This is a genomic window from Phycisphaerales bacterium, assembly GCA_040221175.1.
Lineage (GTDB): Bacteria > Planctomycetota > Phycisphaerae > Phycisphaerales > UBA1924 > JAHCJI01.
In genome coordinates, this window is sequence record JAVJVK010000012.1 from 22,461 (window position 1) to 48,921 (window position 26,461).

Sequence of the window (26,461 nt, forward strand, 5' to 3'; positions counted from 1 at the left end):
GATCCTTGCGGGACCTTACCCATCATCGCGCGGGGCCACCACGACACGCCGACGAAGATCGGGCACCATGATGCCGCCCGGCTCTTCGACCGTCACGGCGAACAACGCCACGCGTCCCAGATCCAGCGCCGGATCGATCGGCACGATCACCTCGCCATCGGCCGTTGCGTTGAACACGCCGCCGCTGACCTTCTGCTCCATGCCGCGATCGTCGATGACCCACACCTGGTATTGCTCCTTGGTCGGGTCATTGACGTCAAGATTGACGAATCGCAGGTAGCCCTGCTCCAACTCATCGTTCCAGACGACGTCGCCGCGCACGTCCTGTTGCTCGGCCGGCGAGTCGGGAAGGTCGAACGGCGTCCAGGCGAGCCTTACCGAGCCGGGAAGTTCGAGCAGCTTCTGGCGATTCGCCGCCAGGGTTGCCGGGTCGACCGGTTCCTCGTAGCGCGCGATGCGAAGCTCGGCCTGTTCCAGGTCGCTCGTGGCCGTTGCCAGCCGTTCGGCCAACTGGAGCCGCCGTTCTTCCGCGGCGGCCAGGGCGGTCTGGGCCTCGTCGAGTTCGCCCTGACGCGAGTCCAATTGCGTGCGCAGCTCGGCCAGGAACGCCTGGTTCTGTTCGACCTGGGCCCGAGCCCGCGAGAGCTGCGTCTCCAGTTCGGCGATGCGATCGTTCTTGCCCTGCATCGTCACGGTGAGAACGGCCAGCCCGATGCCCGCGCCCACCATGAGTGCCGCGGCGATGCCAAGCAGCGCCCAGGGAACGCGCATGGGCTTTGAATCGTGCGATCGAACATCATCGATCTTCGGACCTTCGTCTTCACGCATCGCGGCCTGTCCCTGCTGCTCGATCGCCGATGCCAAGGCCGCGGGCAAGCGCTCTTCCTCGGCCATGGCGGCCAGGGCCAGCGCTTCGGCTTGTTCATCGGCAGTCACGGGCTCGAAGCCGGCGGTGTCGTGTGGGCGATGCACGCTCATGTTGCGGCCCCTCCCATGTCCTGCCGCTTGCTCGCTGGTTGCTGCCCCTCGGCCCGTACGTCCTCACGGATCCTGGCCAATCCCCGGCGGATGTGGCTCTTGACCGTCCCCAGCGGAATGCCGGTGGCGTCTGCGATCTGTTCGTGGGTGTGGCCCGAAACGATGAACAATCGGAGCACGATTCGCTGTGGTTGCGGCAGATTCTCCAGGGCGGCGGCGGCTTTCCGGACGTCATCGGCATCGCTCGACGTCCCCGGAAGCGGGCGATCGTCGATCTGGCCGTCGAGGCGATCGGCGTCCACCGCGGTCTCTCGCGCGGGTCCGACCCGCCGCAGCCGATCGATGACCCGCCGACGGGCGATCACCGCGATGAACGTCTTCTCGCTGCCCTTGCCCGGGTCGAATCGATCCGCGTGCTTCCAGATGGAGGCGAACACGTCCTGGACGACTTCCTCGGCGTCGTGCTGCTGCGCGGGTCCGGGGAAGCGCGCCCGCACGATGCTCCACACGAAGCCGCCGTAGGCGTCGATGAGCGGGCGGACCGCCGACGCGTCGCCGCGGGCGATGCGCTCCAGCAGCGACTGCCGATCGACCCTCGCCGCCTCGAGTTGGGGCGCCGCGCCCGTCATGGTCCAGAGTGTAACCCCGGGCCGCAGAAAAGCGCGGCGCCGGTGCATCGCAAACCGCCGCGTGCGCGAACCGGGCATCCGAAGACGAAAGAGAACCCACCACAGGAGGAAGACCCCCATGCGCTGCTCGCACGCCCTGACCATTGCCCTCGCCGCCGCCGGCCTGGCCGCCCCCGCCCACGCCCAGCTCGTCTACGGCCTGACCGACACCCAGTCGCTCGTGACGTTCGACGCCGCCAGCCCCGGCACGATCCAGGGCGGCGCGTTCCTCAGCGGCCTGGCCGGCGGCGAGCGGGCCATCGGCATCGACTTCCGCCCGGCCACCGGCGAGCTGTTCGCCCTGGGCAGCCAGAACAACCTGTACACCGTCAACCCGGGCACCGGGCAGGCCACGCGCATCGGCTCGGGCTTCAGCGATCGCCTCGATGGCTCGAGCTTCGGCTTCGACTTCAACCCAACGATCGACCGCATCCGCGTGGTCAGCGACGCCGACCAGAACCTTGTCCTGAATCCCATCACCGGCGGCAGCACGATGGTGACCGACCTCTTCTATCGCGCCGGAGATATCAACGAGGGCGCCGACCCCAACGTCGTCGGTTCGGCGTACACCAACTCGGTCCCGGGCGCGACCACCACGCAGCTCTACGGCATCGACACGGGCCTGGACGTCCTCGTGCGGCAGGACAACAGCGCCGGCACGCTCGACACCGTGGGCTCGCTGGGCGTCGACCTGACCGACGTGGTCGGCTTCGACATCGACGGCGCCACCAACACGGCCTACGCCGCCGTGCAGGACATCGCCCTGGGCCGCTCGACGTTCTGGTCGATCGACCTGGACACCGGCGCGGCCACGCAGATCGACGAGATCGGCGGCGGCGCGCTCGTGGGCTCCATCGCCATCGTCCCCGCGCCCGGCACGCTGGCCATGCTCGGCCTTGCTGGCGTTGTCGCGACACGCCGCCGACGCTGATCGCGCCCTTTCCTTGCCGGCAGCGCCGGCGCTTGTAGCTTCGCAATGAGAGCGCCGCCCCGATCCGTCGGGGCGGGACACCACGCATCGAAGGAGGAACCCATGCATCCCATCCACGCCATCACCATCGCGGCCGGGATCGGCCTGTCGTCCACGCTGGCCAGCGCCCAGCTGCTCGAGTACGACTTCGTCATCAACGTCGAGCAGACCGTGCCCCGGGCCGACGTCGGCGCGGCCACCCCCTCGGGCACCGGCCTGGTGACCCTCGACCTGGCCACCAACGAGCTGACCTGGGACGTCGCCTACCAGGGCCTGACCGGCGACATCGTCGACCCGGGGGCCCACTTCCATGGGCCCGCCGACTTCGGCGAGACCGCCGGGGTCGAGGTCTTCTTCGCCGGCGGGCCCAGCGGCGTGCCCCTGCCCCAGCCGGCCAGCGGGCGGCTCATGGGCTCGACCATGCTCACCGCCGACCAGGCCCGCGACGTCCAGGCGGGCCTCTGGTACGTCAACATCCACACCGCTCTGAACCCCTCGGGCGAGATCCGCGGCCAGGTCATCCCCGCCCCGGCGAGCGCCGCGGTGCTCGGCCTGGCCGGGCTGACCGCCCTGCGCCGCCGGCGCTAGGGCCCGAGCCCGGCGATCCGCGGCCCTGCTGGCCTCGGGATCGCGGGGTTTCCCGAACAGTTCCGCCCCATTGGGCGCCAAGAGCCCCATGCACCGCCCCCGATCGGACCCGATCGGGGGTTTTTCGCCATTTCTGGGGGTTTCTGCGTGCCCGATCGCGCCGAGATCGTCGCGATTCGGCGGCCGACCATCGAGAGTCGGCCGCTGACTCTCGATGGTTGCCCGCCGATCATCGTGAATCACGGCGCGATCCACGACGCTCGGGCCCGGATCATCGTGGATCACGGCCCGATCCACGACGCCCAAGTCCCGATCCACGACGCCCGGGTCCTGATCCACGACGCTCAGCCGCCGATCCACGACGCCCAGGCCCGGATCGGCGACGCCCGGCTCCCGATCCACGACGCCCGCGTGCCCGGCCCGGCCGCTTCCCGGTCCCACTCCGCGGCGGTCTGTCGCGTTCGCGACGCGGCGCGGCCCGCGGGGGTGCACATGGAGTCAAGTTGCCCCACCCCGGGCGCGGGCCAAGATCTCTTTGTGCCCCGCGCGACCACCGGCGCGAGCCCGCGGCCGCCGGCGGGGCCGAGCCGCGAGACACGAGGAGGCCTCCCCATGCCACGACGCCAGATTTACACGAACCCCGCCGCGATCATGATCGCCGCCGGCCTGGCCCTTTCGGCCGCGCTGGCCATCCCCGCCTGCCAGCGCGAGAGCGCCGCCGCGCGCACGCCCGCGGCGATCACCGCGCCCACCACCACGCCGGCCCTCTACGCCGGCTTCGGCGGCTACCACAGGACCGTCAGCACCGACTCGGCCGAGGCCCAGCAATGGTTCGACCAGGGCCTGCAGCTGCTGTACGGCTTCAACCACGACGAGGCGATCCGCAGCTTCCAGCGCGCCGCCGAGATCGATCCCGATCTTGCCATGGCCCACTGGGGCGAAGCCTACGCGCTCGGCCTGCACATCAACAACCCGCAGATGGGCGAGCAGCAGAGCGAGAAGGCCTACGCCGCCGCGCAGCGCGCGATGGAGAAGATCGCAAACGCCTCGCCCGTGGAGGCCGCACTGATCCGCGCGGTCGCGGCGCGCTACGCGATGCCCGTGCCCGAGGATCGCACGCCCCTGGACGAGGCCTACGCCGCCGCGATGGAGAAGGTCTGGAACCAATACCCGAACGACGCCGACGTGGGCGCGCTCTTCGCCGAGAGCCTGATGAACCTGCAGCCCTGGGACCTGTGGGAGAAGGACGGCACGCCGAAGGGCCGCACGCTCGATGTGGTTGCGACGCTCGAGCGCGTGCTCGAGATCAACGAGAACCATCCGGGCGCGAACCACTTCTACATCCACACGGTCGAGGCGTCGAACGAGCCGCAGCGCGGCGTGGCGTCCGCCGACCGCCTGCGCACGCTCGTGCCCGGCAGCGGGCACCTGGTGCACATGCCCGCGCACATCTATGCGAGAGTTGGCCGGTGGGCCGAGGCCAGCGACGCCAACGTCGCGGCGATCAAGGCCGACCGCGCGTACTTCGAGAAGGCGCCGGCGCCCGAGTTCTACGCCCTGTACTTCATCCACAACATCCACTTCCTCTCGTGGAGCGCGATGATGGAGGGGCGGTACGAGACGGCCATGGCCGCCGCCCGCGAGCTGGAGCGCGACATCCCGCAGAGCTTCCTGCGCGAATGGACGTTCATCGCCGACGGCTTCATGCCCGTGACCTACCACGCGATGATCCGCTTCGGCAAGTGGGAGGACATCCTGCAGGAGGAGCGGCCCGAGGACTATCGCCGCCTGAGCCTGGCCCTGTGGCACTACGCCCGCGGCATCGCGCTCGCAAACACGCAGCGGGTCAGCGAAGCGCGCGATGAGCTCGCCGCGTTCGAGGAAGTCGCCGCCACGGTGCCCGAGGACTGGGTGGTGGGCAACAGCCCGGCCGCCGACGTGCTCGCCGTGGCGCGGCACATGCTCAAGGGCGAGATCGCCTTCAAGGCCGGCAACGCCGAGGAAGCGTTTACCTACCTGCGTCGCGGCGTCGAACTCGAAGACCAACTGAGTTACGATGAGCCGCCGGACTGGATGCAGCCCGTCCGCCACGCCCTGGGCGCACTGCTCCTGGCCGAGGGGCGGCACGAAGAGGCCAAGGCCGTCTACCTCGAGGACCTCGAGAAGTACCCCGAGAACGGGTGGGCGTTGCTTGGCTTGAGCAAGGCGATGGACGCCGCCGGCGAGGACACGGCCGCGGTGGACGCCCGCCGCGCGAAGGTCTGGGCCCGCGCCGACGTGGCGCCCGTCGCCTCGTGCTACTGCCACCCCGACGCGAGCTAGCGGGCCGCTACAGTCCTCCATGGACCGAGGCGAGGGGCAGCCCTCCATCACCGACCGCCTGGCCGCCGACCGCACCCGCCTGGCCAACGAGCGCACGCTCCTGGCCTACGTGCGCACGGCCCTGGGCATGCTGGTGGTGGGGGGCTCGCTGCTGAAGTTCTTCGACGGCGGCCTGACCAACACGCTCGGGGCGGTGTTCCTGCTGGCCGGCGGCGCGACGGCGTGCCTGGGCTTCTACCGGGCCGTGCGCACGCAGCGGGCGATCAATCGCGTGATGCGGGCGGCGAGTTCTGGCGGGCCGGCGTCCGAATCGCCGAGATGAAGCGCCCAAGGAGACCACCATGCGCCGCAGAACGACTCGCCGTGCCCTTGCCACCCTCGCCGCGCTGGCCGCGCTCGGGGCCCTCTCGGCCTGCAAGCCCGACGTGCCGCTGATTCCCTTCATCAAGAGCGACCGCGCGCCCGCCGGAGCGATGGCCGAGCTCACACCCCGCGATCACTCCCCCCAAGCGTCGCCAGCTCATCCCCATACCGCGCCCTGAGCGGCTCGACGACCTCCTTCAAGAACCGCTCGGTCTGCTCGACCGAGCGCCCGACATACTTCATCGGGTCCAGCAGCTGGTCCTCGGTCAGCAGGTGATGCACGGCCGCGAACGCCTCGTCCCCGCGCAGCCGCTCGATGAGGTCGTTCTCCAGCCCCTCCTGCTTCACCTTCATGCCCGCGGCCTGGGCGTGCACGCGGATCTTCTCGTGCAGGGCTTGCCGGTCGCCGCCGGCCTTCACCGCCTCCATAAGAATGTTCTCGGTGGCCAGGAAGGGCAACTCGGCCATCAGGTTCTTCCGCACCATCGCCTCGTGCACCACCAATCCCGACGCCACCTGGTGCATCAGGTCGAGGGCGCCATCCAATGCTAAGAACGCCTCGGGCAGGCTCAGCCGGCGGTTGCTGGAATCATCGAGCGTGCGCTCCAGCCACTGCGTGGCGGCGGTGTCATACGCGTTGCCCACCAGGTTCATCACGAAACGCGTCAGCCCGCAGATCCGCTCGCACTTCATCGGGTTGCGCTTGTAGGGCATGGCCGATGAGCCGATTTGCTTCTCGCCGAAGGGCTCGTCGATCTCCTTGCGGTTGCTGAGCAGGCGGATGTCGGTGGCGATCTTGTGGAGGACGGCGGCGACCGAGGCGAGGTCGCCAAGTAGGGCACAGTCGAGCACACGCGGGTACGTTTGTGTGGTGAGCTGGAGTGCGTTCACGCGTTGGAGCCCGACATACGCCTCTCGAATCGTGCGTCTTGGGTCTGAATCATTGGCATAATCGCTTGCAAAGTCGCATAGATCGATCGATGCGAGGAAATAGCCTTCAAGGCGGGATACCAACTCATGGTCATCGTCCAGCAGCTTCAGAAACGACGCTTGAGTCCCGGTTGCCCCGCGCAGGCCCCGGAGTCCGAACCAGTGGAGCCGCCCAATGAAGCAGTCGTCGGCAAGGTGCAAGTCGCTCGCCCATTGTGCGAGTCGTCGGCCGACGGTCAATGGCTGCGCTGACTGATAGTGGGTGAAGCCCAAAGTTGCTAGGCCGATGTGCTCACGAGCGGTGCGGCCCAAAGACACAATCGTTCTCGCGACTTTTGTCGCAACTAGTTTCGATGCTTCATGGATCTGCAGCAAATCCGCATTACACACCACATCCTGGCTCGTACACCCCAGATGGATGATCCCCTTCGCCTTCGGGCACTGCTCGCCCAGGCAATGCACGTGCGCCATCACGTCGTGGCGCAGGTCGCGTTCGAGCTCCCCCGCACGGGCGATCTCCTCGTCGGTGATGCCGCGCTCGACGACCGCCCGCAGCTCGCCCAGTTGCTCCTGCGAGACAAGCGGCGTGTCCCACCCCTTGGTCACCTCGTGCTGGGCCTCGGCCACCGCCAGCCAGATCCGCCGCCAGGTGTTGAACTTGTGCCGCGGGCTCCAGATGCGGAGCATTTCCGGGGACGCGTTGCGGGAGGCGAGCGGGCTCGTGTACGTGTCGTTGGCTGATGTGGTCATGCGGGCGATGATATTCGCGCGACCAGGCAAACTTGAGCGAAGACCCGAGCCAAAACCCGAGCGTTTACGCGCTTCGGATCGCCGCCGCGTCCATCTTTCGCTGCTCGGCTCGCTCGTACTGCGCGCGGATGATGGGCAGCAGGCCCCCGAAGATGACCGACGCCACCAGGCCGGGCAGCAGGAACACGAACCACACGTACCACGGCTGGCCCAGGATCAGCGCTGCCAGCCCGGTCAGCATCAGCCCGACGCCCAGCACCAGACCGAGCCCGAAGATGCCCAGCACGAGCCCGCGCGCCTTGCCCGCCGCCGCCAGGGGCCCGCCGATGCCGCCGCCCAGGCCGCCGAATCCGGCTCCCAGGCCCACGCCGATGGCCGCCCCGATCATCCCCGCCGCCTGCTCAGAAAACCACGGATCCATCACGAGCCCCCTTTCGATGTGTCGTGTGAAGTGCCACGCTCTTCCGCGGCCGCCAGCACGCGCCGGGCCCCGGAAGCGGTCAGTTCCCCTCGTTGCACCAGTTCGGCCAGAGCCTCGGCCAGCGGATCCCTCGGCCGATCCTCGACCGCCGCCCGCAGCCGCCCGATGACGCCATCCAGCCGCGCGCGGATGGTCGGGTAGCTCACGCCCACGTCCTTGGCCAGGTCCTTCAGCGAGCCCGAACGCAGGACGAACTGGACGATGAGGGCAAGGTCGTCGGCGGGCAGTTGGCCCAGGGGCGAGGCGGCCAGTTCCCTGGGCGAGGCGGGTAAACCCGGCTTTTCACTGATCTGGACGCCGGATTTGTGATTGATTGAAGTCACATTCAACAATATGCAAGTTTTCTTGATATTGTCAAGGTTGACCTTCAAGAAGTTGCGATTCCCCATGGACCGGGAGCAATTCCCGATGGATCCATTGTCGTTCCCGATGGAGGAAGAGCCGCTCCCGATGGAACTTTTGTGGTTCCCGATCCATGGGGCGTCGCTCCCGATGGAACTCTTGCTGCTCTCGATCCACGGGGAATGGCTCCCCATGGATCTCTTGCGGCACCCGATGGACCTCGCTTGGTTCCCGGTGGGCCCCGAGTCGCGCCCGCCGGGCCGGATAGCCTTGGGGATGACCGCACGTCGCCCCATCCTGACCGCCATCGTGGCCCTGAGCGCCCTGCTGTTCATGACCGCCCCGGCGCTGGGGCAGGAGTCCACGCCGCTCGAGGGGATCGAGGCCATCCGGTCCCAGCTGGGCGTGCCCGCTTTGGCCGCCCACGGCGTGCGATGGGACGGCGACCATGCGATCACCGCCGGCCCCTGGGCGGTGGGGGACCGGGCCATCGGCCCGGACGGGCCCTCGGGCGTGCCCGCCACCGTCGGCGACCTCTGGCACATCGGCTCGTGCGCCAAGGCCGTGACCGCGACGCTGCTTGCCACCTACGTCGCCGAGGGCAAGCTTGCGTGGACCGACACGCTCGTCGAGGCGCTGCCCGAACTTGCCGACGAGATGAGCGAGACGGCCGCCAGCGCGACGATCGCCGATCTCCTGCGCCATCGGGCGGGGCTGCCGCCGAACCCAACGGGCGTCCTGATGCTCCGACTGTTCGAAGAAGAGGCACGCACCGGACGAGAGGCCGCGATCCTCGAAGCGCTGGCCGAAGCGCGCGATGCGCCCGGGCCGGGGGAGCCATCGCGGTACTCGAACTTCGGGTACATGGTGGCGGGCGTGATCGCCGAGCGCCTGGGTGGCAGAGCGTACGAGGACCTGGTCTTCGAGCGCGTGCTCGCGCCGCTGGGCGTCCGAGCACACGACTTCGGGTTTGGTCCGCCGCCCGCCGGTGAGGATGCGAGCCAGCCCGAGCAGCCCATGGGCCACCGACGGCGACCGGACGAGTCCTGGGTTGCCCAGTTGCCCGTTCGCCAACGCGGGCAGTTGCCTTCGGACAACCCGCCGGCGTTCGGCCCCGCGGGCACGATGCACATGTCGCTCGATGCGTGGGGGCGGTTCTGCATGGCCCATGCGCGGGGCGATGACCTGGCCGACGGCGAGCGTGACGCCCTGGGGCTGCGCCGCGAGGACTACGCCGAGTTGCACAGGCCCGTCGAGACCTTCGCCTGTGGCTGGGTCGTCTCTCAACGTGGCTGGGCGGGCGACGGCGAGGGGGGTGGTCGCACCCTGAGTCACAACGGCAGCAACACGCTGTGGTTCGCCACTGCGTGGATTGCACCCGAGAAGGACTGGGTCATGCTGGCGACCACGAACGCGGCGGGGGCCAGTGCCCCGCTGGCATGCGACCGGGCCATCGGTGTTGCGCTCGACGCGCTCCGCGAGACGAACAGTCCGTCGTCAGGCGGGCAAGCCCGGCCAGAGCAGGGCGAAGATGAGTCCGGTCAATAGGCCGTACATCACGCCATCAATGAAGTCCATCACCTTGGCGCGCAGCGGCTTGGTGAACCAGATCTCGCCCAGGATGCCACCGGCCGTGTGCGCCAGCACGCCCGCGATGGCGGTGAACGTGAAGACGTCGGCGAACGCCGCGCCGCGCCCGAACGCCACGCTGGCCAGGTAGCCGATCACCGCCGACACGATCAGGAACATCGTGAACGTGGCGGCGAGGTTCTTGGGCATGCTGACCTCGCCTGGCCAGACGCGCAGCAATCCCCAGGGGCCGGCCTTATAGCGGGCGACCGCGTCGGGGTTCTTCATATCCGCGTGCTCGCACTTGGGGAACATGTACTGGCCCGGCGTCAGGTTCTGCTCCTTGATGATCGCGAACAGGGAGTCTTCGTTGGGCAGGAACTTGACGTCGGGCTTGTGGTGGGGCGAGAGCGCCCACGCCACGAAGCTGGCAAAGAACAGCACGACCGCGCACACCAGGATCGGCAGCCACAGCGAAAGGAACAGTTCCATGATGTCATCCTCCGCCCGCGGTCGGCGACCCCCCCGAGAGCCCCCGCGCCGCCGGCAATCATTTGGGCCACGTCCGGCCCGTCCAGTACCCGAATCCTAGTGCCTTCCGCGCGGGCGGGCCCTACCATGGCCATTGCACACCGAAACCGCTTCCGTGGAGCTCCGCACCGTGACCACCATGACCGCCCATCAGTCGAAGAAGCCCTCTTCCAGCCGGGACATCGCCTCCATCCTCGGCTCCGATGCCGACAGCCTGCTGGGCTACTCGGCCACCGGCTTCGACAAGAGCAGCCTCTACCTGCCCGGCCCGGACTTCATCGACCGCGTGGTCGCCCAGAGCGACCGGCCCGTGCCGGTACTGCGAAACTACCAGACCATGCTCAACCACGGGCGCCTGGGCGGCACGGGCTACGTGAGCATCCTGCCCGTCGACCAGGGCGTGGAGCACTCGGCCGGCGCCAGCTTCGCGCCCAACCCCGAGTACTTCGACCCGGAGAACATCGTGAAGTTGGCCATCGAGGGCGGCTGCAACGCGGTGGCCAGCACCTTCGGCGTCCTTGGCTCGGTCGCGCGCAAGTATGCGCACAAGATTCCCTTCCTGGTGAAGTTCAACCACAACGAACTGCTGACCTACCCGAACGTCCACAGCCAGACGCTCTACGGCACCATCCAGCAGTGCTACGAGATGGGCGCCATCGCCGTGGGAGCCACGATCTACTTCGGCAGCGACAACTCGCGCGAGCAGATCCAGTACGTCAGCGAGATGTTCGCCCACGCCCACGCGCTGGGCATGGTCACCGTGCTCTGGTGCTACACGCGCAACGACGCGTTCAAGGCGACGGGCCCCGACGGCAAGAAGACCGACTACCACGACGCCGCCGACCTGACCGGCCAGGCCAACCACCTGGGCGCGACGATCCAGGCCGACATCGTCAAGCAGAAGCTTGCAACGAAGAACGGCGGCTACGTCGCGCTCAACACCGGCGACTCCAGCTACGGCAAGTTCAAGAAGGAGATCTACACCAAGCTCGCCGGCGGCGACGACAAGGGCCAGGGCGGCCACCCCATCGAGCTGGTTCGCTACCAGCTTGCCAACTGCTACATGGGCCGCGTGCCGCTGATCAACTCCGGCGGCGAGAGCAAGGGCGAGAGCGATCTCCAGGACGCCGTGCGAACCGCCGTCATCAACAAGCGTGCCGGCGGCATGGGCCTGATCTCGGGCCGCAAGGCCTTCCAGCGTCCCATGAACGATGGCGTCGATCTGTTGCACGCGATCCAGGACGTATACCTCGACAGCAACGTCACCATCGCGTAAGGCATGAAGCGAGCGATCCAGGTCATCCTCGTGGTCGGCGCCATGGTCGCCCTGGCGTCGGCTGCAGCGTGGGGCGTGGCCGTCTGGTTCCTTGGCCCCTACCTGCTGTGGGCGCCCGTGGGCATCCACGTCAGCGCCGAGACGCCCCAGAGCGTGGCGGTGGGGGATGCCATCGAGATGACCGTCCGCGTGCGCAACGATGGGCCCGAAGACCGCGTGCTCTCGGCTATCACCGTCGAGATGGGGTTCCTTGGGGGGTTCACCGTCGATCAGATCGAGCCGCCGGCAACGACCAGCGAGCGGGCAACCGACTACAGGATCTACCGGTTCGATACGTTGATCCCGGCCGGCCAGGTCACCCCTGTTCGCTTCACGCTGCGTGCAACCGGACAGGGCGTCGGCGAAGGGTTGGGCATGCGTCAGGGCCGCGTCGAGATCCAGTTCGAGGATGAAAGCCGGATCAGTTCCACCACGGTTTCCGTGGCCGTGCGTGAGCAGTAGCCACCACGCCATGCCGCTTGCGACCCGATGTAGAACTCTGGCGGCGTCGCCGGCCGCCGGTCGATGCTACAAACAGGGTCTGGCGTGGGAGTCACGCCAGGGTAATCGCAGGTCCACCGAGGGAGCGACGAGTTGACCTTGTTCCAACGATTCATGCGCGTTCTGACCCACCCCCAGCACGCTGGCGAGCCACTGCCGAAGAAGAAGCCCAAGGCGCCCAGGCCCGTGGCCCGGCCCAAGGCCGCCGCCTCGATGAAGCCTGCGGGAAAGCCCAAGGCGCCCGAGACCGCCGCCGCCCTTCGACCGGCTTCCAATGCGGCCTCCGCCACTGCCGTGGCCGAAAAGCCCACGATGCCCGGCTCCACCGGCAAGCCAGTGGAGGTCTTCGCACCTGATCGGCCGGCCAAGGCCCCGGTGTCAAAGCACGATGATCCCAAGCCCCAGGATGCCGACTTGGGAACTGGTCCGCTCATGGATGACCTGGACGACTCGACGCTGGGGCTGGGCGATCCGAAGCCTCAGGCCGAAAGCAAGCCCGATCCTGCCCCATCGGAGAAGGCCATCGAGCGCACGCCAGAGCCCCGTGCTCCGGAGGCCACCAAGGGGCCCGAGATCGGCGAGGTCGTGGATCTCATCGAGAAGCTGCGGACCCACGTTGATGCCCAGGGGGGACGGTTCGACCACGCGATGGGCGTGCTCGACCAGATCCGCGAATCGGCCGCTGCGTTGCCCGAGATCCGCGAGCGGATCGACACGATGCTGGCATCGATCGACGAGCTCAAGGCCAATCAGTTCAAGGGGCACGAGAAGGTCGAGCGGGCGCTCTCGGCCCAGAGTTCCCGCCTGGACGAGATCTTCAAGGCAATCGAGCGGGCGACCCAGCGGGAGGAGAAGCTCGCCCAGAGCCTTGCCGAGATCAATCAGACAATCCTGGCCGTCTCGGGGACCAATGACCGCCTCGCGAGCGCCATCGACGCCATGCGACGCCACGAGGCCGAGCGTGACGCCCGCATCGGGCGAGCCCTGACTGGGGCCCAGCGTTGGCTCATCGTGCTGACCCTGGTGATGGGCGTGGGCATGATCGCCACGATCATCACTGCGGTCGTGGCAGGCGGGTAGACCCGCGACGATTCGAGTTTGAGGATTGTGTGAGCATCAGCCGACCCCCGCTCTTGGGGGGTACGGTTGTCCAATGAACAAGGCCCATCCTCGAACGTTCCGCCCGCTCCTTCTCAGTCTTGCCTTGGCCGGCCTGGCCATGGGCGCCTGCTCAGAAGATGGCCCTCCGGCTGAACCGGTGTCCACCGGGGCCGCGACGACGCTCATCGAGCCCATCGCATGGACCGGCAGCCAGACCATTACGCTGGACGGCGACGTCAGCGAGTGGCCCCAGGACGTGGCCGCGGTCGCCGATGCGCATTGGCTGTACATGCGGTTCAAGCTCGAAGGCCCCATCCGCACGCTCCAGGGCATGGATACCCCGGTTTCGATTCATCTGGATGCCGACGGGGATCCGTCGACCGGGGCCACGCTGGAAGAGCCCGCCATTGCGGGCGGCCTTGGCGCCGACATCGAGATCGTCTTCTCCCCTCGCGAAGTCGACGCGCCCCGTCCGGGTGCGGGCGTCATGTTCCGAGTCAACCAGCCCGACGGGACCGCCCGCGTCGTGCGCCATGAGCAACTGGGATTCTCGTTCACGCCCACGCACGCCGCCGAGTGGTACGAGCTTCGCATCGCCCGCGAATCGGCCGAGCAACTCGGTTTGAGGCCAAGCGGTCTTGGCGGCTCGGGGCGCATCGCCGGCGTCGTGGTCATGCGTGATGGGCGGGGCCAGATCACCGGGTGGGCCGATCCGTTCGAGGTCGACGCGCCCTCTGCCGAGCCGCTCGAGGCTTCGGACGTGCGTCTTCCGGCCAAGCCGCAAGACGCAGTCCGCGTGGTCACGTACAACGTCGAGCACTCGAGCCCGGTCAAGAACCCCGAGCCCTTCGCGCGCGTGATCAACGTCCTTGATCCCGACGTGCTGCTCTTCCAGGAGTGGGTGGAGGGCGATGCCGATGCGCTCAAGGCGTGGCTTACCGCGCACGTCGACGACAACGTCGACTGGTACGTGCTCAAGGGCCCGGCCTGGGGTGTTGCCGTCGCTTCGAAGCACCCGCTGTCCGTGCTCACGCCACTGGACACGCCCAACCCTGTCAACGCGGAGAACGCGCTGCGTTTCGTCGGCGGGCTTGCCCAGACCCCTGTTGGGCCGCTCGCGGTGGGGTCGACGCACCTGAAGTGCTGTGGCACGAAGGACAGCCGTGAAGACCGGCAGCGATCGGCCGAAGCGACGGCCATCGCCGAGCTGATGGCTCAGGCGCTCGAGCAATCGCCCGGCAGCAAGGCGTGGGGCGTGGTGATCGGGGGAGACATGAACCTCGTCGGCTCCCGCCCGCCGCTGGACGCCATCGCCCGAGGCGTCGATCTGGACGGCTCGGCCCTCCTGGTCGCCGAGCCCATGCGACTTGGGGACCAGGCGATGTATACCTGGTTCGATGCGGGTAACGCGTACACGCCGGGCAGGCTCGACTTCCTGCTCTACAGCAATGCGGTGACCGAGGCGACGAACAGCTTCGTGCTTGACACGAGCGTGATGAGCGAGGCCGCGCTTGCTCGTTTGGGCCTCGACGCAACGGACACCGCCGCCAGCGACCACCTCCCGGTGGTGCTGGACGTCCGGCCTTCGAAGTAAGCAAAACCGGACGCCCTACTTGGCGTCGGCCGACTCGATCAGACGGATCTCTCCGTCGTGGGTCCGCTCGATCAGCCCGAACTCGCGAAGGGCCTCGAGCGCGGCCAGTTGCTCGGCTCGCTTCTTGCTCTGACCCCATTGGGCGGGGTACTGGCGCCCATCGATCTCGACGGCGATCTTGAAGCTCTTGGCGTGATCAGGGCCCTGCTCGTCGATGACGCGATAGTGGGGGGTCGAGCCGAGCTGCTGCTGGGCGTGTTGCTGGAGAACGCTCTTGAAGTTCTCCTGGTGACCCAGGCGTGCGGCCTTCTGGATGCACGGGTCCAGGTGGGGCGCCAGGAATTCGCGGGCGGCATCCAGGCCGCCATCGAGATAGATGGCCGCGATGATGGCCTCGAGCGCTGCCGCCGCCAGCGAGCGTGGCAACGGTGCGCCGGCGCGCATGCCCTTGCCCAACAGCAACAAATCGATCAGGCCCATGGCATCGGCGATGTCCGCGCACGTACGTCGCGAGACCGCCGTGGACTTGATCTTGGTCATCTCGCCTTCGAGGAGGTTGGGGAAGAGCGTGAAGATCCGTTCGCTGGTGACAAGGCCGAGGACCGAATCGCCGAGGAACTCCAGCCGTTCGTTGGAATCGACGCGCGCGTCGGTGACCGATGCGTGTGTGAGCGCCTTCACGAGCAGGCAGGAATTCTTGAACGTGTATCCGATCGCGCGTTCGGCAGTTTCGATACACAACTCGCCGGAATCTCGCATGGGAACCTCGGCACCGCCGGCGCCATCCGGGGGCAACCAGCCTCAACAACAGCCAAGCGATTCCGGCATCTCGCGGTCGACCACCTCCTGTGGTCGCCGACAGCGGGATGCGGGAACCCGGATCACTCCAGTCTACACGATCATCGGCTGAGGGCCAAGCCAATTTGAGTCCGGATATGGGCATGTTTCGCCATTGCTTGGCCACGGGGCAGAGCGGGCCTACACTCCGGGCCCCGCAGCGCGGGTCCGGTCCTGCAATTAAGGGTTATCCCGAGGTTTCGAGCCATGCATTATCCCCGTCGCCTCAGCAAACTCTCTCGCGCCCGCAAGATGGGCTTCCGCGCCCGCATGCGGACCAAGGGCGGCCGCAAGATGATTAACCGCCGCCGCCGCATCGGTCGGTCGCTGAATTTTAAGAAGTAGAGCCGGACAACGCCGGTCAGAGATGAGCCCCGGGCGTTCCCCCGGGGTTTTTGCATGGGCAGACAGGTCAGGGAAGCGAGCGGTCCAACTGCCGACGAAGGCGATCGGCTTCTCGATCTCGCCCTGCCTCGCGGAGCAATGCCTCGTATCGCTCGCCGACGGCCATGAAGGCGCTGGCGCGAACCTCGGCTTCCTGCGACGACCGCGGCGCTCGCAGGCGGCGGTGGGTCCGCCCGTACAGGCCCAGGAGTTCATCGCCCCGGCCGTCCTGGGTCAGCATGGTGTCCAGCCGGGCGAGGGCGTCGAGGGCCAGGGGGGTCTCGTCGGCCTGTCGGTTTACCAGGTCCTCGTAGATCTTCATGGCCGCGGCCCGGTCACCCTGGGCAAGCGTCAGGTCGCCCATGGCAAGCTGTGCCGCCGCATAGCTGATCGCATCGCGACGATTCGTGAGCGAGAACCACTCAAGCAACTCGGCCTTGCCGCTGTCCATCCGTTGGATTGCGTCCAGGGCAAGCTGCGTGGCAAACACCGGAGATCGTTGGCCGAGGCGGCCGAGGAATTCGGTGAGGACGCGTTGCGGGCCGTCGGGCTCGTCCGAAGCCTGCTCGAGCCGGATCGCCAGCGAGTGTCGCCACGCCTCGGGGAAGCCGCCACTTGCTTCGATCGACGCGTTGACCAGGGACACGCGCGTGGATTCGTCCGCAAGCCTTGCCGCTTTGAGGAGGGCCCATGCGGTGCGAACTTGGGCCGGACCGTCCTGCGCGAGGTCGGCAATCAGCAGCAGTTCGGCAATCGCCATGTGTTCGCCCGTAACGGCGTGGCGGGTGGTGCCGAGCGCAAGACCGGGGTGCTCGGGTAATGCCTGCAGGTTCCATCGATAGCCGCGACGGTCTCGTTCGAGGAACACTGGCGCCGTGAATCGCTCGTCGCCTCGATGGCCCGTGGCCAGTGCAACCGGATAGCCGAAAGCCTGGCCGAGTTGCTCGGCGTAGAAGCTGCGCAAGGGACCAAGGCCGCCGCGTTCGGCGATGCGGTCGAACGTGAATTCCTCGGGCGGCAGTGCCGGCTCGCCCGCCAGCAGCCCCGCCTGCTTATACGGAACGCGACCGTACAACTCGGCTGGGTCCGTCTGGCGACGCTCCTGGATGAAGGTCAGCAGGCCTTCGCCGGTCATCGCGATGTCTGTTAAGTAGACCAGGACTTCGGCTGGCAAGTCGTCTAGGGGTAAGGCCATGACCCGTCGGTCCTGATGGGCGAACACCAACGCATCGAAGACCTCCGGCGCCGCCGGCAGGATGGAACCCAGCCCGGGATACTCGTGTGGTCGATCGAGCACGACGCACACCGCGGCTGCGAGATCCGGATACGTCGCCATGGCCTCGGGCTGGCCCGTTGCGATGGCGTGGGCGATCGTGGCGACCGTGGCGTCATCGTTCGAATCGGTGAACACTCGGACCAGCGCCCCCATGAACTCGGGATGGCTCGCCCAGACTTCCAGCATCAGGCTTCGAGCAGACGCGGGGAGCGGCGCGATGAGCTGCACGATCGCGTGATGCTCGACGGCGTCGACCAGGCTGGCCACTTCGATCGACGGCCACGCATTGACGGCGGCATCGCGAGCCCGCTGGGCCTCGGCCTGAGCGAGTTGAGGGTCATCCGCCAGTTGCTCGATGGCCACCGACGCCGGACTCTGTGGAGCATCCTGGGCCGTGCTGAGCGGGGGAAGCCACAACGCCAGCGTCATGGCCACGATGCCGGATTTGGTTGCCTTGTTCATGCGGGGCATTGTTTCACCCCAGAGCACCGAAATCGGCCCGAGCAAGGATTTGGGATGCGGAGGCGCTCAGGTGCCCACGCGGACGCCCACCGGCTGGGGCGTCGACTGGTGGGTCGGCTGCACGGCGATGCCCAGGGGCACCCGCTTGCCGCCGGGACCCTTGGGGGGGATGCCGTCCTCGTCGATGATTCGCTGGATGGCCATGATGCCTTCGAGCAGCATCTCGGGCCTGGGGGGGCAGCCGGGGATGTAGACGTCCACCGGGATGAACTGGTCGATGCCCTGGACGGTGGCGTAGGTATCAAAGACGCCGCCCGTCGAGGCGCACGCACCCATGGAGATGACCCACTTGGGCTCGGCCACCTGCTGGTAGATGCGCTGGAGCACCGGCATCATCTTGATCCCGATCCGTCCGGCGACGATCACCAGATCGCTCTGGCGAGGGCTGAAGCTCATCCGCTCCATGCCGAAGCGGGCCAGGTCATAGCGGCTGCTGGCAGTGGCCATCAGTTCGATGCCGCAGCAGGCAGTGGCGAAGGGGATCGGCCAGATGCTGCTGCGTCGGGCCCAATTGATGACACGCTGGAGCTGGGTGGTCAGGATGGCGTCGGTTGGCAGTGCGGCTTCGATGCCCATGGTGGCTCCGGGGTCAGAAAACAAATGGCTGGAAACAGAGTTTAGGCCCTAGGGCCGCTGCCGCTCGCTTGCGGGGCGGGCATCCCTGCGTTCGCGCCGGCTTTCGGTGGTCATGAAGTCGAGCGGGCGATGTTCGTACTCGCTACGGAGCTTGGTGCTATCGGCGCCGATGCCCCGGGAACTCACTACCTTGCGGTAGCAGCCCCCCGCGGCGCATGCTAAAACCCCGGTGGCGCTTGCTACCAGAAGAACCCGGCTGATGCGTGTCCGATTCATTCGTTGCCACGTCCTTCGTCCCGATTCGGTACGTCCTCCGAGGCCGTCGGGTTTTCGGGCTTCGCACTCAGGCGTGATTGTAGGGTGGCCTCCCCGAGCGACTCGACGGCCGTCTTGGAGAGTTGCGAAGCCGCCGAGCCCTCGCGAGCCGCGGTGGGAGAGGGTGCGGCCGTGGCAATATCGGCCAAGCGAATACGCTCGGCCGGACGCGAGAGCGTGTATCCACCGCCGTTGTCCAATTGCCTGACGAATCCGCCCCGTTGGAGGGCGTCGATGATGCGGGAGCATTGGTCGTTGGCCAGGGCCAGTTCGTCGGCCACGTCCGAGGTTCGCGCGCCCTGCCCCTCCGCGAATCGCCGGCCGATGACGGTGGCTGCGTCGATGAGTACGCCCGGGCCGGCGAGCATCAAGGCCGGATCGTCGGAATCTTCATCCTGCTCGATGCCGTCTTCGAGCATCTGCACGCCATAGGCGACCTGAAGACCAAAGAGGATGATGAGCCAGGTCAGGAAGACCCACAGCATGAAGATCGGGATGAGCGCCAGCGAGCCGTAGAGCGTCGCGTACGTGGAATTGGTGGAGTACCCGAGGTACTGCGTGAATCCCCACTTGGCCGCTTCCCACCCGATCGCCGCCACGGTGGCGCCGGCCAGGGTTGGTCGCAGCCGCAGCCGTCGATTGGGGAGGATCATGTACGCCAGCGAAAGCAGGCCGGTGCTGATGACGACGGTGACGAGGAAGCCGGCGGCCCCGACGATGAACCGGCCGAAGGCGTCGCCCTCGCCGGCCATGTTCTTGACCCATTCTCGGAATTGCACGCCGACGAGAAACGTGAGGGCGATGAGGATGGCGCCCAGCGTCATGAGTGTCCAATACTGGGTGATCCGTCTGACCCAACTGCGGCCCGACTTGGCTCGACAGATCTGGTTGAAGCAGCGTTCGACTTCGACCACCATGGCAAGCGCAGCGTAGATCAGGACGAGGCCGCCGATGAGCCCGATGGCGTCGAATCGCACCGAACCGAATCGCTCGACCCAGCCATCGATCAGTTGATCAAGGCTTTCGGGCGTGGGGTTCATCGTTTCGGGAGGGTTGAGCAGGCCCGTGCCGTTTTCTTCTACTTCCTCGGGCGTGCCGACCATCGCCATCGCCGCGTGCATGCGGAGCGACGGGCTCAGGGGCCAGGGCATCGAAAGAACGCCGCCGGCAGAAGGATTGATCGGTGCGTCGTCCGATGGATCATTTGGGGTGGTCTGGCCAACGTCGGATTGGATCACCTCGGCGATGCCCGTGAACTGGACGGCCTGCTCCATCAGACGCTTCAGGTCGTCGTCGCCCACGAACATGCGCACGATGACCAGCGCCACGATGCTGATCGGAAGCAGGCCGAAGAGCGTGCGATACGCCAACGCGGCGGCCATCTGGGGCAGCCGGGTTCGCAACAAAGACCGCAGGGCCATGCGGCTGACGTGTGCGGCGCGGCCCATCTCCTTGCTGCTGGGCAGCCTCAGCCAGTCCGGCCATCGTGCCATCGCCTAGGACCTCCCAGAGCCGCCGTGCCTGGCGGGGCCGTTGCGTGATTCATCGCGTTGGAGTCCCACGGCTTTCTTCAGGGCCTTCAATTCGCTCGGCCGAATGTCTCGCCAGTGCCCGCGACGAAGGTCGGCCAGTTTCACCGGGCCGATGGCGACCCGCTCGAGCTTGCGCACGGGGCAACCAACGCGTGCCAGCACGCGGCGGACCTCGCGGTTGCGACCCTCGGTCAGCGTGATCTCGAGGTGGGCCCGGTCTCGCAGTTGCTTCGTAACGGTCACCCGGACGGCCTGCGTTCGCTCGGCGCCCTCCGTCCTGCCGTGGGTTCGATGGGCGAGCACGACCCCGCGTTCGAGGTCGGCCAGGCTCTCCTTGGTCATTACGCCGCTGACGATGGCGCGATAGGTCTTGGGGATTTCGTAGCGGGGGTGGGCCAGGCGATTGGCCAGTTCTCCGTCATTCGTGAGAATGAGCAGGCCGGTCGTGTCGTAGTCGAGGCGACCCACGGGAAACAGCCTGGGAGCCAGGGGGTGCTGCACGATGTCGAGCACCGTCCGGCGGTCCATGCCGGGTTCGTCCGCGGCGGTGGTCAGCGTGGCCGTCGGCTTGTTGAGCAGGACCGTGACGTTTGCCTCGGGCTGGCGGATGCGGCGCCCGTTGACGCGGATGTCGTCGCGGGCGGGGTCCGCGAAGGCGGGTAGATCGGTCACGATCTGGCCGTTGACCTCGACGTGTCCTTCCCGAATGAGTTGTTCGCAGGCACGCCTGCTGGCAACGCCGGCATCGGCAAGCACGCGGTGCAGGCGGTCCTGCCCGCCGGATCGAAGGCTGTTCTTGGGTGGCGGCACGGTGGATTGTACGCGCAGGCCGCGGCCGTACGTCGGCGTCACACCGGGGTGACGTCCGACCATCCCGCCAGTTCATCGATGACCCGTCGGGCAAGAGGTGGTTCCTGATCGCTGCGTGTCTTGGAGCGGTCGGACCCCAGCACGATACGGGCCAGCGGGCTCCACCAGTTGGTCGAGGTGTCCTCTTCGTGGCTCTTCCCTTCGACGAACAGCCCGATCAGTTCGGGCATCGAGCGGGCAGCATCCGAACTAATGGCACGCATGCCGAATCGCTCGAATCGGCGCTCGCCGGTGTCTTCGGTCAGGATGTGCGTGACCGAGGCGTGCCGATGGTCTTCGCGGATGACCTCGAACAGGGGTTCGACGGCGTCCTTCGCGCCCTCGAGGACCTGGAAGAAGTACTTCTCATCGAACCACAGGCATCCGGTGATGCCGAGCTCTCGATTCTTGGTAATGGCTGGCAACACGATCCCGTCGACGATGTCCTCGTCGGTGACGTGTTCGTGCCTCTTACTGAGATATGCGAGTTGGAAAATAGGATCACCCATTTCTTAGGGAGAGATGGTGCTCGTGTGATGCTGCCGTGATTCAAGCGGTGTACACTGGGGGGCCGCCGTTCTGTCGTGTTTGTTCGCGATGAGGTGCCTGCGATGAGCCGGAAAGAATCGGAATTCAACGAAGCCGCCGTGGATGGCGCCCGTACGGCCATTGAAGGACTGAACGTCATCGTGGCACACGATCGCGAAGATACACTTCGCCAACTCATTTCGATCGTGGAGCGACGGCACACGGTTCTCTGCCATTGCGAGAGCGTGACGGGCATGCTCGAGACCGCCGCAGAGCAGCGACCCGACATGATCATTACGGGCGTCTCGTTCCGCGATGGCGACGGCATCGACACCGTCATTCGCATCGGCGCCGAACGACCGGTGCCCTCGGTCATCGTGGCTGAGCGTGGATCGCTCGACATGGTCGAGAAGGCGATGGCTGATCACGTCATGGCCTACTTGGTCATGCCCGTGGATCCGGCGGACCTCGAGGCCGCCATGGTGGTGGCCCAGGCCCGATTCGATCAATTCCAAGAAGTCGTCAGCGAGGTCGATTCCCTTCGGCAGGCGTTGGCCGATCGAAAGGTCATCGAGCGAGCTAAGGGCGCCATCATGGCCGACCGGAAAATCGAGGAAGACGCCGCTTTCGCCATGCTGCGCACGCGAGCGCAGAACGCGCGGATGAAGCTGATCGATGTCGCCAATGGCGTACTGGAGCACGGCCCCGGCTTCGTACCCGAGCGCACCGGATCCATCGGCGGGGCGCTCGGCCGACCGGATACCGATTCGGCGTGATGGGGAAGCGTTGCGCATGGATTCGCCGACACAAAGGGGCTGACGGGACGAGACGGCCTCAACGACTCGAATGCAGCCTCTGGCGGCGTCGGCAGAGGTGGTTCAAAGCGTTGACGGCCCAGCAGGCGAAATCAAGGCTCGTGATACCGGGAACCCAGATTGTGTCGGGTGTTTTCCCTATGTTCTACGCGGCGGTTGTGCCATCGTCCGCCCGAACGCCCCGCGCCTCGGCGTCTTCCTGACCCTCTTCGACCATCTCAGAGCCCTCGGCATGGTCTGATTGATCGGCCTCCGGTTCTGGGGGCTTGGCCTCGGCGGCCGGCTCCAGCGCGACTGTCGCGAGCACGCCAAAATGATCCGAGCCGGGCAATCGCACCCGGTCGAGGCGGCCGATCCGCAGCCCCGGCGCCAGGAAGAGGTGATCGACGGGGAACCGAAGATACCAGTGCTTGGCGTGGAAGGTATTCATCAGCTTCCGGCCGACGCGCGGATCCTTCAGACCACTTAGTCGCTGAAAGAGCCTCGTCGTGTGGGACCAAGCCACATCGTTGAAGTCGCCGGCAACGATCCAGTTTCGCGAAGGACCGCGCGCGATGTCGCGGGCCAGGAGCACGAGTTCGCCATCGCGCACGCGGCTGTCGCGTCGGTCTTCGCCGGTGCTGTCTTGCAGCCCCGGTGGCGTGGGGTGGAGCCCCACGAAGCGAAGCGCTCGACCATCGGGCATCTGGAGATCCGCGAAGATGGACGGTCGACGTTCACTGATGAGGTGTTCGATGCTCTCGTTGCTCAGCGGACGCTTGGACCAGAGTCCCAGGCCGAGCCCTTCGCCGGCAATGCTCTCGACGCGATGAGGGAATCGATCCGCGAGGTCTGCCAAGGCATCGCGCCATTTGGTATCCAGTTCGATGAGCAGCAAGATGTCCGGATCTGCACGAGAGATGCTGTCGGCGACCGCGCGATGTTCTTCGTTCTCATAGCAGATGTTTGCCACCAGGATCGTCAGCATGGCGGACTCTTCGGTGCTGTCGATGAGGTCTTGCACTTCTCTGCGCCACAGCCGCGTAAAGGGCGCCATCTGGACCAGGCCTGAGCATGCCATCAGGATCAGCAGGACGAGCAGGATGGATGCTGCAAGCGGTTCGCTGCCTCGAGCGAGCAATGCGAGCAACGGAACGGCCGGCAAGATCGTCAATGCGCTGAGTTGGAGGCGCGGAAAGTCCCAGGCGCGTACCACCCAGGTTCCGGAGTTGAGGATGAGCGGGGCTGCCGTGAGCACGGCCAACGGGCCGAACAGCGAAATGGCGAGCCACCAAAGGAAGACGTCGAGCATGCGCGAACTCTCTCGGGCTCTCGCGAGGACGGGGGCTTCGCCGAGCCGCGGATGCTAGGCCCCGGGATGCGGTATGCCCGGGGTCAAAAAGCGACAGCCCGCCCCCAGGGAGGAGGGGCGGGCTGCCACGAATAGGAGGCCGCTTCTGCGAATCCAGCCGATCAGCAGCCGGCGTCGAAGGCGTTCTGGAACGCCAGGAAATCGAAGAGCGTGAGGCTGCCATCGCCGTCGAAGTCGGCGCTGGTTTCGCCCGCGTCGAAGGCGTTCTGGAACGCCAGGAAGTCAAAGAGCGTGAGGTCGCCATCGCCGTCGAAGTCAGCCGGGCAGCTCGAACCGCCGCCGAACACGATGTCGTCGATCAGGATGCGCGGCAGGCTGAATTCGTCACCGAAGGTGGCGTACAGGTGCAGCTCATCGAACTCAACGCCCGAGATGGAGAGCTCGCCCAGGGCGATGTTGTCGCGGCCGCCTAGATCACTGATGGTGATCGGGTCGGCGCTGCCGACGACCTCGCCGAGTTGGATGGCGTCCAGGTGGAACTGGATACCGCCCCATGGGCCGTTCTCGTAATAAGCAATCTGCATCGACACGCTGGTCTGGTCCTCGTCAAGCACGATGGTGGCCGAGGAGATGCGTCCGATCGACAGGTTCTCGCCGGGCACGAACGCGCTGCCGAAGGTCAGGGCGTTCACCGGGCTGCCCCACATGGGGAAGTCGTTGTAGAAGAACGTCGCGTCCTCGATGGTGACCTCATCAAACTCCTGAGGGCCAAAGGTCGAGCCATCGGGGAACACGCCCGACACCTGATTGATGTCCTGGAAGAACATGCCGGCGTACTCGAACGTCGCGCCCTTGAAGCCCTCGGTCAGGTCCTCGAAGTCGACGGTCTGGGCGAGCGAGGCGGTGGGAGCCGCCAGAAGGGCGGCGATCATGGCATTACGGATCGTGGACATTTCTTACCTCCAAGGGTGTGCGAATCGGCCCCCACCAAAACGAGTGACGTGTGTTCAGGCCTCCAGCCAGTCTGGGGGCTCGGGCAGATCGTGTCGGATCATCACCGAGGTCGACAGCGGCGGATACGCCATGCGGACCCGGTAAAGGTCGAATTCGTCGGCTTGCCAGCCGCAGCGGTCGAAGACCGATCGGAGCAGCGCGGCATACCCGGGTGCATCGGGCGTGTGCACGCGAGACAGCCCGTTGCCAAGGCGCTGGATCTGCTCCGGCACGCGGAGCCGATCTTGCTCATCGTGCGTGTAGGGACGCCCCAACTCACCGAAAACGCAGAGCTCTCGCTCGATGCCTCGGAAGAGGTCCTTGTGCACGAAGTGGTCGTAGATCATCGCTTCGGCCGGGGTGGTGATACCAGTGCCAAAGTGCGCGCGCTGGCCGGGTTCGATCGCAAACGCGGGCGCCAGTTCTCGGATGGTTTCGCCCGTGGTAATGGTCAGCTTGCCTGCCTGGCCGATCTGCCCGGGGAGCAGTTCGTCGATCGCTGCGCCCGAGTCCGAGACGCGTCGCTCAAGCGTCGGCAGCGGATTCGTGGTGAATTCGCCGATGACCGGGACGCCGCCGGCAGATTGCGCAGCTTCGGGATCCAGCGGCTGGCGATTGGGTACTCCGGGCTCTTCGCCATTGCCCAGCACCATGGCTTGGCCGATCATCCAGCGCGTGTCGGGCCGCGTTCGACGTAGATCAATGAGGCTGCGCACCTGCGCGACGTCGAGCCATCCACGCCGCGTGGCCGAGGGCGAAAGCACCGAGAACGCCACCATGGAGCGGGCCTGGACGCCCCAGACGTAGCTGTTGCCCTCGAAAGCACGCAGTCGCCAGCGGGTATCGATGTCTTCGCTGGGCTCGGCGACGCATGACTCGAGCAGCATGTCCATCGCCGTACGCGTACCCGCGTGCGTCTGAACCAGATCTTCGAACTTGGCCGACACGGTGCGGACGCGGTCGAGCAGGTCGGCGTCAACGCCGCGCGCCTCGGCCGAACGGACCCAGGTGTCCAGCGCCTTGGGCGAGGGCATGTAGCGAGCGGCGTAGAACGGGTCGTCGCCATAGGCGACCTTGGTGAGTTGCCAGGCAAGCTTGCGGTGGATGCCAAAGCCGTCGCAGATGTCGGTCAGGCCGATGCCCGCACCGCACTTGGACTCGATGACCCGGGCAAAGAGATCGCGGATCTCCGCCACCACGGTGGTCGTTTCGTCTTGGAACGTTGCGGGCATCAGGCACAGCCTACCACGGATCGGCGGTGTGTCAATAACAGTTTCTGAAACAATTCCCGGCAATGCTATGTTATAGGACTATGTGACGCGGCTATGAGAAAACCCCGCCACGGGGCGGGGTCTTTTCAAAAGCGGAGAGGGGGGGATTCGAACCCCCGATACCCTTGCGAGTATGCCGCATTTCGAGTGCGGTGCATTCGACCACTCTGCCACCTCTCCATTATGAGTCGTGGTACGCATTGGCGTCGCTCGGGCTTCCTGCCCTCGCTGGTATCCGGCGCTCTCCGGCCGGGCTTCCTGCCCGGCGC

26 protein-coding genes and 1 tRNA gene are annotated in these 26,461 nt (G+C 66.6%); 11 read left to right on the plus strand and 16 right to left on the minus strand.

The genetic code is table 11. The features are described from left to right. Positions 1-15: 15 nt before the first annotated feature. Both RIE32_09910 and RIE32_09915 read right to left on the minus strand, forming a co-directional pair. Positions 16-978, minus strand: coding sequence for an anti-sigma factor (locus RIE32_09910; GenBank protein ID MEQ9096566.1), 963 nt, complete (start codon positions 976-978; stop codon positions 16-18). After that, positions 975-1,607 carry a sigma-70 family RNA polymerase sigma factor gene (locus RIE32_09915; protein MEQ9096567.1) on the minus strand — a complete coding sequence of 211 codons (633 nt, stop codon included), beginning with the start codon at positions 1,605-1,607 and terminating at the stop codon, positions 975-977. The genes RIE32_09910 and RIE32_09915 overlap by 4 nt, the downstream gene beginning before the upstream one ends. A 118-nt stretch (positions 1,608-1,725) precedes the next feature. On the opposite strand from RIE32_09915, the gene RIE32_09920 reads away from it, so the two are divergent. The 4 genes from RIE32_09920 (at position 1,726) to RIE32_09935 (ending at position 5,848) form a co-directional block, all read left to right on the plus strand. Next, positions 1,726-2,577: a DUF4394 domain-containing protein gene (locus RIE32_09920; GenBank protein ID MEQ9096568.1), complete on the plus strand. Its 852-nt coding sequence runs from the start codon at positions 1,726-1,728 to the stop codon at positions 2,575-2,577. Positions 2,578-2,679: 102 nt separating this feature from the next. Further along, positions 2,680-3,204, plus strand: coding sequence for a CHRD domain-containing protein (locus RIE32_09925; GenBank protein ID MEQ9096569.1), 525 nt, complete (start codon positions 2,680-2,682; stop codon positions 3,202-3,204). A gap of 612 nt (positions 3,205-3,816) precedes the next feature. Further along, positions 3,817-5,526 (plus strand): hypothetical protein, encoded by a 1,710-nt coding sequence (locus tag RIE32_09930; GenBank protein ID MEQ9096570.1) that lies wholly within the window; start codon positions 3,817-3,819, stop codon positions 5,524-5,526. 19 nt (positions 5,527-5,545) lie between these two features. Beyond that, positions 5,546-5,848, plus strand: coding sequence for a DUF202 domain-containing protein (locus RIE32_09935; GenBank protein ID MEQ9096571.1), 303 nt, complete (start codon positions 5,546-5,548; stop codon positions 5,846-5,848). Positions 5,849-6,009: 161 nt separating this feature from the next. Here the strand turns inward: RIE32_09935 and RIE32_09940 are convergent, their stop codons facing one another. The 3 genes from RIE32_09940 to RIE32_09950 form a co-directional block, all read right to left on the minus strand. Next, on the minus strand, positions 6,010-7,569 hold the full coding sequence (locus RIE32_09940) for a lyase family protein (GenBank protein MEQ9096572.1): 1,560 nt from the start codon (positions 7,567-7,569) through the stop codon (positions 6,010-6,012). A 64-nt stretch (positions 7,570-7,633) separates the two neighbouring features. Further along, positions 7,634-7,990 carry a hypothetical protein gene (locus tag RIE32_09945; protein ID MEQ9096573.1) on the minus strand — a complete coding sequence of 119 codons (357 nt, stop codon included), beginning with the start codon at positions 7,988-7,990 and terminating at the stop codon, positions 7,634-7,636. After that, positions 7,990-8,373 carry a DUF2089 family protein gene (locus RIE32_09950; protein ID MEQ9096574.1) on the minus strand — a complete coding sequence of 128 codons (384 nt, stop codon included), beginning with the start codon at positions 8,371-8,373 and terminating at the stop codon, positions 7,990-7,992. The genes RIE32_09945 and RIE32_09950 overlap by 1 nt, the downstream gene beginning before the upstream one ends. 295 nt (positions 8,374-8,668) lie before the next feature. On the opposite strand from RIE32_09950, the gene RIE32_09955 reads away from it, so the two are divergent. Continuing rightward, on the plus strand, positions 8,669-9,940 hold the full coding sequence (locus RIE32_09955) for a serine hydrolase domain-containing protein (GenBank protein ID MEQ9096575.1): 1,272 nt from the start codon (positions 8,669-8,671) through the stop codon (positions 9,938-9,940). Here RIE32_09955 and RIE32_09960 read toward each other — a convergent pair. After that, positions 9,890-10,453: a hypothetical protein gene (locus tag RIE32_09960; protein ID MEQ9096576.1), complete on the minus strand. Its 564-nt coding sequence runs from the start codon at positions 10,451-10,453 to the stop codon at positions 9,890-9,892. The genes RIE32_09955 and RIE32_09960 overlap by 51 nt on opposite strands. 133 nt (positions 10,454-10,586) lie before the next feature. Between RIE32_09960 and RIE32_09965 the strand changes: the two genes are divergently transcribed. From RIE32_09965 to RIE32_09980, 4 genes are all read left to right on the plus strand, one after another. Next, positions 10,587-11,768: a class I fructose-bisphosphate aldolase gene (locus RIE32_09965; GenBank protein ID MEQ9096577.1), complete on the plus strand. Its 1,182-nt coding sequence runs from the start codon at positions 10,587-10,589 to the stop codon at positions 11,766-11,768. Between the two features lie 3 nt (positions 11,769-11,771). Next, positions 11,772-12,269, plus strand: a complete 498-nt coding sequence (locus RIE32_09970; protein ID MEQ9096578.1) for a hypothetical protein — start codon at positions 11,772-11,774, stop codon at positions 12,267-12,269. Positions 12,270-12,422: 153 nt separating this feature from the next. Beyond that, positions 12,423-13,388: a hypothetical protein gene (locus RIE32_09975; GenBank protein ID MEQ9096579.1), complete on the plus strand. Its 966-nt coding sequence runs from the start codon at positions 12,423-12,425 to the stop codon at positions 13,386-13,388. Between the two features lie 73 nt (positions 13,389-13,461). Then, entirely contained in the window at positions 13,462-15,003 is a 1,542-nt protein-coding gene (locus RIE32_09980) for an endonuclease/exonuclease/phosphatase family protein (protein MEQ9096580.1), read from the plus strand. Between the two features lie 15 nt (positions 15,004-15,018). On the opposite strand, the gene rnc is transcribed toward RIE32_09980, so the two are convergent. After that, positions 15,019-15,762 carry a ribonuclease III gene (rnc, locus tag RIE32_09985; protein ID MEQ9096581.1) on the minus strand — a complete coding sequence of 248 codons (744 nt, stop codon included), beginning with the start codon at positions 15,760-15,762 and terminating at the stop codon, positions 15,019-15,021. A gap of 285 nt (positions 15,763-16,047) precedes the next feature. On the opposite strand from rnc, the gene RIE32_09990 reads away from it, so the two are divergent. Then, positions 16,048-16,185 carry a bL34 family ribosomal protein gene (locus RIE32_09990; GenBank protein MEQ9096582.1) on the plus strand — a complete coding sequence of 46 codons (138 nt, stop codon included), beginning with the start codon at positions 16,048-16,050 and terminating at the stop codon, positions 16,183-16,185. A 67-nt stretch (positions 16,186-16,252) separates the two neighbouring features. On the opposite strand, the gene RIE32_09995 is transcribed toward RIE32_09990, so the two are convergent. From RIE32_09995 to RIE32_10015, 5 genes are all read right to left on the minus strand, one after another. Beyond that, complete coding sequence (locus RIE32_09995; GenBank protein ID MEQ9096583.1) at positions 16,253-17,962, minus strand: hypothetical protein; 1,710 nt, start codon at positions 17,960-17,962, stop codon at positions 16,253-16,255. Between the two features lie 66 nt (positions 17,963-18,028). Then, a complete protein-coding gene (nuoB, locus tag RIE32_10000; GenBank protein MEQ9096584.1) occupies positions 18,029-18,598 on the minus strand; it encodes an NADH-quinone oxidoreductase subunit NuoB in 570 nt (189 codons plus the stop codon). Between the two features lie 272 nt (positions 18,599-18,870). Continuing rightward, complete coding sequence (locus RIE32_10005; protein MEQ9096585.1) at positions 18,871-20,406, minus strand: YhjD/YihY/BrkB family envelope integrity protein; 1,536 nt, start codon at positions 20,404-20,406, stop codon at positions 18,871-18,873. Positions 20,407-20,409: 3 nt separating this feature from the next. Further along, positions 20,410-21,255 carry a pseudouridine synthase gene (locus RIE32_10010; protein ID MEQ9096586.1) on the minus strand — a complete coding sequence of 282 codons (846 nt, stop codon included), beginning with the start codon at positions 21,253-21,255 and terminating at the stop codon, positions 20,410-20,412. A gap of 38 nt (positions 21,256-21,293) precedes the next feature. After that, on the minus strand, positions 21,294-21,803 hold the full coding sequence (locus RIE32_10015) for a BLUF domain-containing protein (GenBank protein ID MEQ9096587.1): 510 nt from the start codon (positions 21,801-21,803) through the stop codon (positions 21,294-21,296). 102 nt (positions 21,804-21,905) lie between these two features. On the opposite strand from RIE32_10015, the gene RIE32_10020 reads away from it, so the two are divergent. Next, positions 21,906-22,598: an ANTAR domain-containing protein gene (locus RIE32_10020; GenBank protein MEQ9096588.1), complete on the plus strand. Its 693-nt coding sequence runs from the start codon at positions 21,906-21,908 to the stop codon at positions 22,596-22,598. Between the two features lie 184 nt (positions 22,599-22,782). On the opposite strand, the gene RIE32_10025 is transcribed toward RIE32_10020, so the two are convergent. The 4 genes from RIE32_10025 to RIE32_10040 all read right to left on the minus strand — a co-directional run bounded on the left by RIE32_10025 (position 22,783) and on the right by RIE32_10040 (position 26,372). After that, complete coding sequence (locus RIE32_10025; GenBank protein MEQ9096589.1) at positions 22,783-23,928, minus strand: endonuclease/exonuclease/phosphatase family protein; 1,146 nt, start codon at positions 23,926-23,928, stop codon at positions 22,783-22,785. Positions 23,929-24,089: 161 nt separating this feature from the next. Further along, positions 24,090-24,881, minus strand: a complete 792-nt coding sequence (locus RIE32_10030) for a GC-type dockerin domain-anchored protein (protein MEQ9096590.1) — start codon at positions 24,879-24,881, stop codon at positions 24,090-24,092. A gap of 54 nt (positions 24,882-24,935) precedes the next feature. Then, complete coding sequence (locus tag RIE32_10035) at positions 24,936-26,153, minus strand: hypothetical protein (GenBank protein ID MEQ9096591.1); 1,218 nt, start codon at positions 26,151-26,153, stop codon at positions 24,936-24,938. 132 nt (positions 26,154-26,285) lie between these two features. Next, positions 26,286-26,372, minus strand: a tRNA-Ser gene (locus RIE32_10040). Positions 26,373-26,461 lie beyond the last annotated feature (89 nt).

What these genes read in the sequence shown, in the direction of transcription:
- RIE32_09910 (MEQ9096566.1), bottom strand. Translation starts at nt 978, where the DNA reads ATGAGCGTGCATCGCCCACACGACACCGCCGGCTTCGAGCCCGTGACT.
- RIE32_09915 (MEQ9096567.1), bottom strand. Translation starts at nt 1,607, where the DNA reads ATGACGGGCGCGGCGCCCCAACTCGAGGCGGCGAGGGTCGATCGGCAG.
- RIE32_09920 (MEQ9096568.1), top strand. Translation starts at nt 1,726, where the DNA reads ATGCGCTGCTCGCACGCCCTGACCATTGCCCTCGCCGCCGCCGGCCTG.
- RIE32_09925 (MEQ9096569.1), top strand. Translation starts at nt 2,680, where the DNA reads ATGCATCCCATCCACGCCATCACCATCGCGGCCGGGATCGGCCTGTCG.
- RIE32_09930 (MEQ9096570.1), top strand. Translation starts at nt 3,817, where the DNA reads ATGCCACGACGCCAGATTTACACGAACCCCGCCGCGATCATGATCGCC.
- RIE32_09935 (MEQ9096571.1), top strand. Translation starts at nt 5,546, where the DNA reads ATGGACCGAGGCGAGGGGCAGCCCTCCATCACCGACCGCCTGGCCGCC.
- RIE32_09940 (MEQ9096572.1), bottom strand. Translation starts at nt 7,569, where the DNA reads ATGACCACATCAGCCAACGACACGTACACGAGCCCGCTCGCCTCCCGC.
- RIE32_09945 (MEQ9096573.1), bottom strand. Translation starts at nt 7,990, where the DNA reads ATGGATCCGTGGTTTTCTGAGCAGGCGGCGGGGATGATCGGGGCGGCC.
- RIE32_09955 (MEQ9096575.1), top strand. Translation starts at nt 8,669, where the DNA reads ATGACCGCACGTCGCCCCATCCTGACCGCCATCGTGGCCCTGAGCGCC.
- RIE32_09960 (MEQ9096576.1), bottom strand. Translation starts at nt 10,453, where the DNA reads ATGGAACTGTTCCTTTCGCTGTGGCTGCCGATCCTGGTGTGCGCGGTC.
- RIE32_09970 (MEQ9096578.1), top strand. Translation starts at nt 11,772, where the DNA reads ATGAAGCGAGCGATCCAGGTCATCCTCGTGGTCGGCGCCATGGTCGCC.
- RIE32_09975 (MEQ9096579.1), top strand. Translation starts at nt 12,423, where the DNA reads ATGCGCGTTCTGACCCACCCCCAGCACGCTGGCGAGCCACTGCCGAAG.
- RIE32_09980 (MEQ9096580.1), top strand. Translation starts at nt 13,462, where the DNA reads ATGAACAAGGCCCATCCTCGAACGTTCCGCCCGCTCCTTCTCAGTCTT.
- rnc (MEQ9096581.1), bottom strand. Translation starts at nt 15,762, where the DNA reads ATGCGAGATTCCGGCGAGTTGTGTATCGAAACTGCCGAACGCGCGATC.
- RIE32_09990 (MEQ9096582.1), top strand. Translation starts at nt 16,048, where the DNA reads ATGCATTATCCCCGTCGCCTCAGCAAACTCTCTCGCGCCCGCAAGATG.
- RIE32_09995 (MEQ9096583.1), bottom strand. Translation starts at nt 17,962, where the DNA reads ATGAACAAGGCAACCAAATCCGGCATCGTGGCCATGACGCTGGCGTTG.
- nuoB (MEQ9096584.1), bottom strand. Translation starts at nt 18,598, where the DNA reads ATGGGCATCGAAGCCGCACTGCCAACCGACGCCATCCTGACCACCCAG.
- RIE32_10005 (MEQ9096585.1), bottom strand. Translation starts at nt 20,406, where the DNA reads ATGGCACGATGGCCGGACTGGCTGAGGCTGCCCAGCAGCAAGGAGATG.
- RIE32_10015 (MEQ9096587.1), bottom strand. Translation starts at nt 21,803, where the DNA reads ATGGGTGATCCTATTTTCCAACTCGCATATCTCAGTAAGAGGCACGAA.
- RIE32_10020 (MEQ9096588.1), top strand. Translation starts at nt 21,906, where the DNA reads ATGAGCCGGAAAGAATCGGAATTCAACGAAGCCGCCGTGGATGGCGCC.
- RIE32_10025 (MEQ9096589.1), bottom strand. Translation starts at nt 23,928, where the DNA reads ATGCTCGACGTCTTCCTTTGGTGGCTCGCCATTTCGCTGTTCGGCCCG.
- RIE32_10030 (MEQ9096590.1), bottom strand. Translation starts at nt 24,881, where the DNA reads ATGTCCACGATCCGTAATGCCATGATCGCCGCCCTTCTGGCGGCTCCC.
- RIE32_10035 (MEQ9096591.1), bottom strand. Translation starts at nt 26,153, where the DNA reads ATGCCCGCAACGTTCCAAGACGAAACGACCACCGTGGTGGCGGAGATC.